Origin of the sequence: Gilliamella sp. BG3 (assembly GCF_046635605.1) — a bacterium.
GTDB lineage: Bacteria > Pseudomonadota > Gammaproteobacteria > Enterobacterales > Orbaceae > Gilliamella > Gilliamella bombi.
Window position 1 is genome coordinate 84,384 of sequence record NZ_JBIDFE010000008.1, and the last position, 11,441, is coordinate 95,824.

Genomic DNA, 11,441 nt, shown 5'->3' on the forward strand with positions numbered 1-11,441 from the left:
ATGGATCAATTAAACAAAAGCAACAACTAATGGTCCTAATAAAGTTAGGAAAACATTAGCTAAAGCATAAGTAATGGCAAAAGAGTTGGTTGGTGTTGAGTTACCGGCTTTATTTAGCACTTCACCAAAAGCAGGATTAGCGCTACGCGAACCCGCTAAAGCACCGGCAAACACCGCTACATTTTTATAGCCTAATACATATTTACCAAAATAAATGGCAAGTAACATTGGCAATAAAGTAACAACAACACCAATTAAAAATAGGGATAAACCTTGTTCTTTAATAGTATTAATCGCTTGAAGGCCAGAACTTAAACCAACAACCGCCACAAAACCAGCCAAGCCAAAATCTTTTAAAAGTTGCACAGCACCAGTTGGTATGTTACCGATAGTTTGATGAACAGAGCGATACCAGCCGAATAATAATCCCGATAAAAGTGCACCGCCGCCAGCTCCTAATGTAATAGGAATATCACTAACACGTATAACGATTAAACCAATAATAAGACCAACAACAAGCCCTAAACCATGAAATATCCAGTCAGTTTTTTCACTTTTAGTGATTGGAGCACCAATTTTATCCACAACACGACGAAGATCACCATCAGCACCATAAATAGTAATAACATCACCAAGTTTTAAATTAATATCGTTAGTAAGAGGAAGGGATTGTCCATCACGATGAATAGCCAAAAGGTATATTCCATGTTTTAATTTCATAACTTCGTCAGATTGAAGTACTTGAGTAAGATTTTGATCCACATAACGGCTATTACGCATTTCAACATCTAGTTTGTTCATCACTACATCCATACCTGATGCTGAATTTACTTCGCTACCAAGTAGATCTTGTGCTTTAATCATAGCGTCACGATGACCCACAACCAGAATGATATCTTTTGACTTTAATACTGTTTCAGGGGTTGCTTCTATTATTTTATTGCCACGTTTAATACGTTCAATACTGATACCATTTACAGTCTGTTCAATATGGGAAACAGTTTGGTTGATTTTGTTGGTAATACGATACAAACGACCACTAATATCAGATAAAGCTAAATTTTGATCATTGCCCAATAAGAGCGAACCATGAAGCTGTTCTGCTTGTGCTTTAATTGCATCATCGCCAATATCTTTACCCATTATTTTTGGTAGAATATTGACACACACTATAATGGCACCTAGTGAACCAAATATATAAGTCACTGCATAACCAATAGTGACATTAGCTTGCATTTTACTTAATTCTTCAGCACTTAATCCAAGCTGACTTAATGCATCAGAGGCTGTGCCCATAATGGCAGATTGGGTCAATCCTCCTGCAGCTAAACCAGCAGCAAGGCCTTTGTCTAAATTGAATATTTTAGCTAAAATTACAACAGTCACAAAGCTTGCGACAGCAATAAATAATGCTAAGAATATTTCGCGTAATGTTTTCACGCCTAGTGAACGGAAAAACTGAGGACCACTTTCATAGCCCACAGCATAAATAAATAGTGCAAAGAGAATCGACTTAACCCCAGCATCAATAGTAACGCCAAAAACACTTAAAGCAACAGCGACAAGTAACGAACCGGCAACACCACCGAGTTGGAATTTACCCATTCGAATGCCACCAATTAAATACCCTAAACTTAACGATAAAAATAATAGAATTTCTGGGGAGTGTTTAAGTCCATCTAAAACCCAATTTGAAAGCCATTGAAACATATTAATTGTCCTCAAGGAGAAACATAAAGAAATGCGATTAAAGAAAGAGTTTATCCATTAATTTTCATGGACTGTTTATATATTAAACCCATTTAGAATAATGGATATTCAGTTTTGACAATTAATGCTATCGTTAAAAATTAATCAGTTGCTGATAAACTTTTACGTCAAAAGTGAGCTTAATTTATGATTTTTGAATTTTAGGTCTAAGAGGATATAAGTATTTGCTAAACAAAAAAGGGCTATTACAGCCCGTTTTCTTGTCTGAAAAACAATCTTTCTACACTTTTCATCACATTCTTCGAAATTCTTTCCGATAGCTTTTGCCTACGTTGATAGCAGACTGAGATAATTTTATGTGTTTCTAAGTGAGATAAAATAAAGTCATCACTTGTACTGATTTCGTCAACTAAGCCTTTATTTTTAGCTTGTGTTGCAAACCAGTGTTCGCCCGTTGCAACTTGTTCGATATCGACATTTGGGCGATACTCTTTAACAAAGTCTTTAAATAAAAGATGAGTTTCTTCTAATTCTTGTTTGAATTTTTGACGTCCTTCTTCGGTATTTTCACCAAACATCGTCAATGTACGCTTATACGCACCTGCCGTTTGTAATTCAATATCTACATCATGTTTTTTGAGTAAGCGGTTAAAATTAGGGATCTGCGCAACCACACCAATTGAACCCACAATTGCAAATGGTGCAGCCACAATTTTGTTAGCGGTACAAGCCATCATATATCCCCCACTTGCCGCAACTTTATCAACCACTACAGTGAAAGGTATATCACGCTGTCTAAACCGTAATAATTGCGATGCAGCAAGACCATAACCGTGAACCACGCCACCTGGGCTTTCAAGCTTAATGACAACTTTATCTTCAGGCTTAATAACAGCTAATACAGCAGTGATCTCTTGGCGTAATTCTTCAACTTCGTGTGCATCCATGCTGCCATTGAAAGATAATACAAATAATTTAGGTTTAACTTGTTGGTTTGTATTACTTTCTACTGGTTTCGCTACATTATCTGAATCTGACAAAGTTTGTTCGGCAGATTTTTCTTGATTTTTAGCTTGTTTCTTTTTTTGTTTAGCTGATAATTTCGCTTGCTTTCTCTCATTTTTTTTCTGTTTTTTAAGATCTTTCATAAACAGCTTAGCTTCTAACTCGTCCATGCTTGACATTAACATGTCGTCTTTAACTTGTTCATATTCTTGGCTAATATCTTTAACCGATAACCGCCCTGCCACCGTTGCTGATTTACGGCGTTGGCTTAATATAAAAACAAGTACAGCTAAAATTGCTATAACAACTGTTGCTGTTTCAGCTAAAAAAAGTGAATACTCAGAAAACCAATTCATTTAATTATTATCCTTTAATGAAATATATGTTGATTGAATAGATTTAGTAATTATAACAAGATAATTGCGAATTGTGCCGAAAAACGATAAAGATAAAATTGTCGCTTTATTCGGCAAATCAAATTATTTATACTGATAACCCAAATTACTGTTAGATGAGAATTAATATGCCATTACATCCAATTACCGAAATAGCTAAACAATGCAACATTCCAGAAGAATTTGTCCTGCCTTACGGCAAGCATGTGGCAAAAGTTGATCTATCCATTCTTAAAACCAAACCAAACAAACCTAACGGTAAATTGGTATTAGTTACTGCTATCACGCCGACGCCACTTGGTGAGGGTAAAACAGTTAATACTATCGGGCTAAGTGAGGGCTTAAATTATATTGGTAAGTCAGCAATCGCTTGTATCCGTCAACCAAGTTTAGGTCCTGTATTTGGTGTTAAAGGTGGTGCTGCTGGCGGTGGTAAAGCCGAGATTTTGCCAATGGAAACATTAAATCTACACTTAACAGGTGACATTCATGCCATCACTGCCGCACATGATTTAGCTTCTGCTGCTTTAGATTCAAGGCTTTATCATGAAGAACGTTTAGGTGATGAATTTACTGTACAAACAGGTTTACCGCGTTTAAACATTGATGTAAATCGCATTGTGTGGAAGCGAGTGATAGATCATAACGATCGTGCGCTTCGTAAAATAACTGTCGGTGTTGGTGGTGGCGTTAATGGTGTTACACGCCAAGATGGATTTGAAATTACCGCAGCGTCAGAACTCATGGCAATTTTAGCCTTAGCTTCAGATTTACATGATATGCGTGCTCGTATTGGTCGTATTATTCTTGCTTATAATACGCAAGGCGAAGCCATTACCGCAGAACAACTTGAAGTTGCTGGCGCCATGACTGTGTTACTTAAAAATGCAATTAATCCAAACCTGATGCAAACCGTTGAAAATACACCAGTACTTATTCATGCTGGGCCTTTTGCTAATATCGCTCATGGTAACTCATCTGTCATTGCTGATCGTATTGCGTTACAACTTGCTGATTATGTTGTGACTGAAGCGGGCTTTGGTTCAGATATGGGCATGGAAAAATTCTTTAATATCAAATATCGCCAAGCTGGCATTAAAGCTTCATGTGTAGTGCTTGTTGCAACAGTTCGTAGTTTAAAATCTAACAGTGGTAAATATAATATTAAACCTGGGCAAGCAATTCCAAAAGAAATTTCAGAATCTAACGTTGAATTACTTGAAATTGGTGCTGCCAATTTAGCATGGCATATCAACAATGCCAAAAGCTATGGATTACAAGTAATTGTCGCTATTAATCGCTTTCCACATGATAGTGAAGAAGAGCTAGCATTTTTACAACAATATGCAGTTAAACATGGTGCTTTTGCTTGTGAAGTGAGTGAAGTCTTTACTCAAGGCGGTAAAGGCGCTGAAAAATTAGCAAAACATGTTATTAAGGCATGTGACATGCCAAGTGAAATCAAATTGCCTTATCCTGATAATATGCCACTCGCAGATAAGATTCAAACCATGGTAAAAAAATATGGTGCTAACAAAGCTAATTTATCAGCCACTGCACTGGAAAACATCAAAGAGATCGAAGAATTAAAACTGGATCATTTGCCACTTTGTATTGCTAAAACGCCAATGTCAATTAGTGCTGATGCAAACTTAAAAAATGTACCAACTAATTTTGACGTTGATATCAGCCATTTGGCTATTTCAGCAGGGGCTGGCTTTATTCGTGTTTACGCTGGAAATGTGATGACCATGCCAGGGCTTGGTACTAATCCTGCTTATAGGCATATTGATATTGACAAGGATGGTAATATTGTAGGTTTAAGTTAATGCAAGAAGTGATTATGCAAACTAAGCAAGAATATAAAGCGTTTATTGATGAAGAAAACTGTATTGGCTGTGGCAAATGCATTCGTGTTTGCCCAACTGATGCCATTGTCGGCAGTAAGCAAGTGTTGCACACAATTTTGCCACAGTTATGTACCTCGTGCAGTAATTGTATTAATACCTGTCCAACAGACTGTATTACATTAAGCACTTTAGGCACTGTATTAAGTGAATCAGAAGAGTTAGCGCTAACTGAGAAAAAGCAACAGCGATTAAATCACAACCAATTGGTGCCACCAACAATTTTGTTTCCTCGTGTCACACCGATGGCAAACAAAACTAGCACATCGATCGACCGGAAACAGTCTATCGCCGATGCCATTGCTAGAGTAAAAGCTAAAAAAAACCTCGCTAAATAGCGAGGTTTTCATATTACGATAGAACTAATATTAATTAGTCTTTGTTACCACTTCTAAATGCACGTTTTCGGTCATTTTCCGTCAAATGACGTTTACGAAGACGAATAGATAACGGTGTTACTTCCACTAATTCATCATCGTCAATAAACTCTAACGCTTGTTCCAATGACATTTTAATTGGTGGTGAAAGTGTTGTTGCTTCGTCGGTACCTGATGCTCGCATATTAGTCAATTTTTTACCCGTTAAACAGTTAACAGTTAAATCGTTTGAACGAGTATGTATACCAATGATTTGCCCTTCATATACTTCAGCACCATGACCTAGGAATAACTTACCACGATCTTGTAAACCATATAACGCATAAGCCAATGCTTTACCTGTACCGTTAGAAATCATTACGCCATTATTACGCTGACCAATTTCGCCTGGGCGAATATCATCATAATGACTAAATGTAGAATAAAGTAAACCTGTACCTGAAGTCATAGTCATAAATTCAGTTCTGAAACCGATAAGTCCACGGCTTGGAATTACGTAATCTAAACGTACGCGACCTTTACCATCTGGTAACATGTTTGTTAGATCACCTTTACGTAAACCAAGGGCTTCCATTACTGAACCTTGATGCTGTTCTTCAATATCAAGCGTAACTTGTTCAAATGGTTCTTGTTTTTTACCGTCAATTTCTCTAAAAATAACCTTAGGGCGAGAAACACCTAACTCATAACCTTCACGGCGCATATTTTCAATTAGTACTGATAAATGCAATTCACCACGACCCGATACTCTAAACGCATCTGGATCTGGAGTTTCTTCAACGCGCAACGCAACATTATGTACAAGCTCTTTATTTAAACGCTCAAGAATTTGTCGAGATGTTACATATTTACCTTCTTTACCAGCAAAAGGTGAGCTATTAACATTAAAGAACATAGTTACTGTTGGTTCATCAACAGTTAATGCCGGCAGAGCTTCAACGCAACTATTATCACAAATCGTGTCAGAGATACCGAGTTCACCAAGACCAGTTAATGCAATAATATCACCAGCTTCGGCAACTTCAGCTTCATAACGTTGCAGCCCTAAATGACCTAGCACTTGCCCTACTTTACCTGTACGTTTGTTACCTTCACTATCAACTATAGTCACTTGTTGATTTGGTTTAACACGACCACGTTTAATACGACCAATACCAATAACGCCAACATAATTATTATAATCAAGTTGAGAAATTTGCATTTGGAATGGACCATCTAAATCCACTTTTGGTGGTTCAACATGTTTAACAATCGCTTCAAATAGTGGCGTCATATCTTCAGCCATATTTTCATGATCTAAGCCCGCAATACCCATTAATGCAGAAGCATAAACAATAGGGAAATCTAGCTGTTCATCAGTAGCGCCTAAATTAACAAACAGATCAAACACTTGGTCAACCACCCAATCAGGGCGAGCTCCTGGTCGGTCTACTTTATTGATAACCACAATCGGTTTTAAACCATAAGCAAATGCTTTTTGCGTTACAAAACGTGTTTGAGGCATTGGTCCATCCATTGCATCAACGAGCAATAATACAGAATCAACCATAGACATAACACGTTCAACTTCACCACCAAAATCAGCATGTCCTGGGGTATCAACAATATTAATTCGGTAACCATTCCAATCAATAGCGGTATTTTTAGCTAAAATGGTAATACCACGCTCTTTTTCAAGCGCATTTGAATCCATTATGCGTTCGTTATCGTCACCACGTAGATTATCTAGCGTACCTGACTGTTTTAATAACTTATCAACCAATGTTGTTTTACCATGGTCAACGTGAGCAATAATGGCAATATTTCTTAAATTTTCAATCACAATTAAAATTCCAATTAGGAGACAGATTCTATAGGCGCAGTATTGTACACCTTTTTAGCCGAAATGTTGATCTATATCACAAAGTTTCTTTAAAAGAAGTTGAACACTTGATATCTCTAGAAAAATATCAATTTATTTGTAAAAAAGTTTCAGGTAACTATACGTTTAAGTATAAAACTGTTTGGCAAATTCATCTACCTTTGCCCAATCTGTATATTCAATAACTGGTTTTGTTACATCAGTATCACCTTTCCCTAACCACATAATAAAGCGGATCATATTGCGATCAAACCAATTATATTGAGGATAATAAAGCGCACCTGCAAAAACAGCAGTAAAAGCTGGTTTCCATGCTATTTTAGCTAAAAACTTTTTGGTATATAAATTTGTTTCTGGTGTATTTTTGTTGGGTTTTCTTGCCACCATATTTACCCCAAAAAATCCAGACTTCATACTATTTAACTGCTGATAATTCTTATTTATAAACTTTTTCATTAATTTGCTATAAAATCCATAGCGAATGGAACTTCCCAATAAGGCTGCTTGGTATTGTGTCAAATCGATTTTAGTATCGGGTAACAGCTCAATAACATCACAATCACATCGACCATTAAGTCGTGTTTTTATGCGTTGCATAATCTTAAATGTCTGTTTTTCGTGTGTGGTATAGAGTAATAAAACTTTTATAGCGGAATTCATAACTTACTGCCTCTTTTGTTAAACTCTTTGGTAAATATCAATTTTACTTTTTTTATGATAAAAATTAAAAGATTGGGGATGATTTCATTAAAAATTTTGATTATAGTGTTACGCTAATTCAACCAGATCGGAACCAATTATGGCAATTTCACCACCAAAGCTAAGTGCAATTATTTTGGCGGCAGGAAAAGGCACACGGATGCATTCCAACCTACCTAAAGTTTTACATAAAATTGGCGCCAAGCCGATGTTACAACATGTGATTGATACAGTTCAACAACTTAATACAAATCGCATCAATATTGTTTATGGACATGGCAAACAACAGCTTAAAGATGCGCTTAAAAATCAACCTGTGCAACTGGTATATCAAGCCGAACAATTAGGTACTGGTCATGCTGTGCAACAAGCTATCCCTTACATTCAAGATGACGAAGATATCTTAATTTTATATGGCGACACTCCCCTTATATCGGCTCAAACACTACAAACTTTAATTGCCAGTAAACCCCAGCAAGGCATCGCTTTATTAACTGTTATTCTTGAAGATCCAACAGGTTATGGTCGAATAGAACGCAAAAATGGCAAAGTTGTTGCTATTATTGAACAAAAAGATGCCACACCAGAACAACAAAAAATCAACGAAATTAACACTGGTATAATGCTAGTTAACGGAAAATTATTGAAAAGTTGGTTATTACGTTTAACCAATAATAATGCGCAAAAAGAGTTCTACTTAACCGATATTATTGCTTTTGCTTACCAAGATGGTTATGAAATCTTAACCTCGCACCCAGTTCAACAATTTGAAGTTGAAGGTGTTAATAATCGCCTACAATTGGCAATGTTAGAAAGACAATATCAACACCTGCAAGCTCAAAATTTATTACTAGCTGGTGTAACACTGCTTGATCCAAATCGCTTTGACTTACGAGGCACACTATCGCATGGTAAAGATGTTACGATTGATTGTAATGTAATTATTGAAGGAAATGTCAAACTAGGCAATAACGTATTTATTGGTGCAGGCTGTGTCTTAAAAAATTGCTCAATTGATGACAATTCAACAATCAGTCCGTATAGCATTATTGAAGATTCAACTATCGCTAAACAGTGCACTATAGGACCTTTCGCCCGTCTACGACCTGGTTCACAGCTTGATGAACAAGCCCATGTTGGCAACTTTGTTGAATTAAAAAAAGCACATCTAGGCCAAGCAAGCAAAGCGGGACACTTAAGCTATCTTGGCGATAGCGAAATTGGTAGTAACGTCAACATAGGTGCAGGCACCATCACCTGTAATTATGACGGCGCCAATAAATTTAAAACTATTATTGAAGATGATGTGTTTGTCGGTTCTGATACACAATTAATTGCACCTGTAAAAGTGGGTAAAGGGGCAACTATTGCAGCAGGAACAACGGTTACTAATAACGTGAATGAGAACGAATTGGTCGTAAGCCGAGTAAAACAAAAACAACTTGCTGGTTGGAAACGACCAACAAAGTTAACTAACGAGGAATAATATATGTGTGGTATTGTGGGTGCTATCGCCAAACGTGATGTTGCTGAAATATTATTAGAAGGTTTAAAACGATTAGAATATCGTGGTTATGACTCGGCAGGACTGGCAATTATTTCACCACAAGGTGAATTACAACGCGTTCGTCGTGTTGGCAAAGTACAAGCACTTAAAGATGCCATTGAACAGCATCCACTAGAAGGATCTACAGGAATTGCTCATACTCGCTGGGCAACTCATGGTGAACCAGCTGAACACAATGCTCATCCACATGTATCTGGTTTTATTGCCGTTGTGCATAATGGAATTATCGAAAATTTTGAACCACTGCGTGAAAAGCTGATCGCCAAAGGTTATCAATTTCGTTCAGAAACGGATACGGAAGTTATTGCCCACTTAATTCATAACATTATATCAACAGAAGATTGTTCCTTATTTGACGCTGTACAAAAAGCTATTCCGCAACTACGAGGGGCTTACGGTACAGTCATTATGGACACTCGCAATCCAGATATACTGGTTGCGGCACGTTCAGGCAGTCCTTTAGTTATAGGTTGTGGTGTAGGTGAGAACTTTATCGCATCCGATCAATTAGCACTATTACCCGTCACTCGCCAATTTATCTATTTGGAAGAAGGTGATATCGCACTTATCACTCACCGAAAAGTAACAATCTTAGACAAAAATCATCAAGAAGTAGCAAGACCATGTTTAGAATCTGATGCAAAGTATGATGCGGGTAGTAAAGCAGGCTACAGCCATTACATGCAAAAAGAGATCTACGAACAACCTAATGCAATAAAAAATACGCTTGAAGGCCGCATGGTACATGGTAAAGTTGATTTGTCCGAACTTGGTGATGAAGCCAAAGCCATCCTTAAACAGGTTGAGCATGTTCAAATTGTTGCCTGTGGTACTGCTTATAATGCAGGTATGGTTGCACGTTATTGGTTTGAAGCTTTAGCAGGAATTCCTTGTGATGTCGAGATTGCATCAGAATTCCGTTATCGAAATCCAGCTCGTCGCAAAAATAGCTTATTTATCACCCTTTCACAATCTGGTGAAACGGCTGACACACTCGCTGCATTGCGATTAGCCAAAGAAAATAATTACCTAAGCACCCTTGCTATCTGTAATGTGGCAGCCTCAACACTCGTGCGCGAAGCTGATTTAGTTCTATTAACCAAGGCGGGGGTTGAAATAGGTGTTGCGTCAACTAAAGCCTTTACCACACAATTAACGGTTTTATTGCTACTAGTTGCTAAATTAGGACGCATAAATAATATGGCTGAAAGTACTGAGCAGGCTATTGTGCATGCACTACAAGTCCTACCAAACCGCATTGAACAGGTGCTAACAGCAGAACCTCAAATAAAAAAACTAGCTAGTCATTTTGTGGATAAACATCATGCGCTATTCTTAGGTCGAGGTGATGAGTATCCAATCGCTATGGAAGCTTCGCTAAAGCTCAAAGAAATATCTTATATTCACGCTGAAGCCTATGCTGCTGGTGAACTCAAACATGGTCCACTTGCATTAATTGATGCTGATATGCCAGTGATTGTTATGGCACCAACCAACGAAATGCTAGAAAAATTAAAATCTAATATAGAAGAAGTTCGAGCGCGTGGCGGTCAACTGTATGTTTTTGCCCAAGAAGATTCGGAATTTGTTAGTGATGACACCATGCACATTATAAACCTACCCCATATTGAAGAACTTACTGCACCAATATATTACACAGTACCTACACAACTACTTGCGTATCATGTTGCTTTGATCAAAGGAACCGATGTCGATCAGCCTCGTAATTTAGCAAAATCGGTAACGGTAGAATAGATACGCAAACAACTTACTATTTTTTATTTAACTGTGTTGTTATACTTATAGTGTAAATATTTTGTAAATACCCCAAACTTAGTACACTACTCACGTAGAAAATCATGCTGCTTGTTTTAGTGTTTTATACTCAATCGGTGTCATGTTATTTAATGCCTCATGTGG

Annotated in this window: 8 protein-coding genes; 4 read left to right on the forward strand and 4 right to left on the reverse strand. The window is 37.3% G+C overall.

What is annotated here, in order from left to right:
• Positions 1 to 9: 9 nt before the first annotated feature.
• Together aspT and sohB are read right to left on the reverse strand one after the other, a co-directional pair.
• Positions 10 to 1,710, reverse strand: coding sequence for an aspartate-alanine antiporter (gene aspT / locus ACGH6S_RS05520; protein ID WP_411578435.1), 1,701 nt, complete (start codon positions 1,708 to 1,710; stop codon positions 10 to 12).
• Positions 1,711 to 1,955: 245 nt separating this feature from the next.
• Positions 1,956 to 3,071: a protease SohB gene (gene sohB, locus ACGH6S_RS05525; protein ID WP_411578434.1), complete on the reverse strand. Its 1,116-nt coding sequence runs from the start codon at positions 3,069 to 3,071 to the stop codon at positions 1,956 to 1,958.
• Positions 3,072 to 3,238: 167 nt separating this feature from the next.
• Here sohB and ACGH6S_RS05530 point away from each other — a divergent pair, with 167 nt between their 5' ends.
• A complete protein-coding gene (locus ACGH6S_RS05530) occupies positions 3,239 to 4,939 on the forward strand; it encodes a formate--tetrahydrofolate ligase (protein ID WP_411578433.1) in 1,701 nt (566 codons plus the stop codon).
• Positions 4,939 to 5,355 carry an RnfABCDGE type electron transport complex subunit B gene (locus ACGH6S_RS05535; protein WP_411578432.1) on the forward strand — a complete coding sequence of 139 codons (417 nt, stop codon included), beginning with the start codon at positions 4,939 to 4,941 and terminating at the stop codon, positions 5,353 to 5,355. The genes ACGH6S_RS05530 and ACGH6S_RS05535 overlap by 1 nt, the downstream gene beginning before the upstream one ends.
• A gap of 34 nt (positions 5,356 to 5,389) precedes the next feature.
• Here the strand turns inward: ACGH6S_RS05535 and typA are convergent, their stop codons facing one another.
• Both typA and hemG read right to left on the reverse strand, forming a co-directional pair.
• Positions 5,390 to 7,216 (reverse strand): ribosome-dependent GTPase TypA, encoded by a 1,827-nt coding sequence (gene typA / locus ACGH6S_RS05540; protein ID WP_065561705.1) that lies wholly within the window; start codon positions 7,214 to 7,216, stop codon positions 5,390 to 5,392.
• Between the two features lie 165 nt (positions 7,217 to 7,381).
• The gene (hemG, locus tag ACGH6S_RS05545) at positions 7,382 to 7,915 is read right to left on the reverse strand and encodes a menaquinone-dependent protoporphyrinogen IX dehydrogenase (protein WP_296302779.1); all 534 of its coding nucleotides are present in this window, start codon (positions 7,913 to 7,915) and stop codon (positions 7,382 to 7,384) included.
• A gap of 139 nt (positions 7,916 to 8,054) precedes the next feature.
• On the opposite strand from hemG, the gene glmU reads away from it, so the two are divergent.
• Entirely contained in the window at positions 8,055 to 9,440 is a 1,386-nt protein-coding gene (glmU, locus tag ACGH6S_RS05550; RefSeq protein ID WP_411578431.1) for a bifunctional UDP-N-acetylglucosamine diphosphorylase/glucosamine-1-phosphate N-acetyltransferase GlmU, read from the forward strand.
• Between the two features lie 3 nt (positions 9,441 to 9,443).
• Entirely contained in the window at positions 9,444 to 11,276 is a 1,833-nt protein-coding gene (gene glmS / locus ACGH6S_RS05555) for a glutamine--fructose-6-phosphate transaminase (isomerizing) (protein WP_296318202.1), read from the forward strand.
• Positions 11,277 to 11,441: the final 165 nt, after the last annotated feature.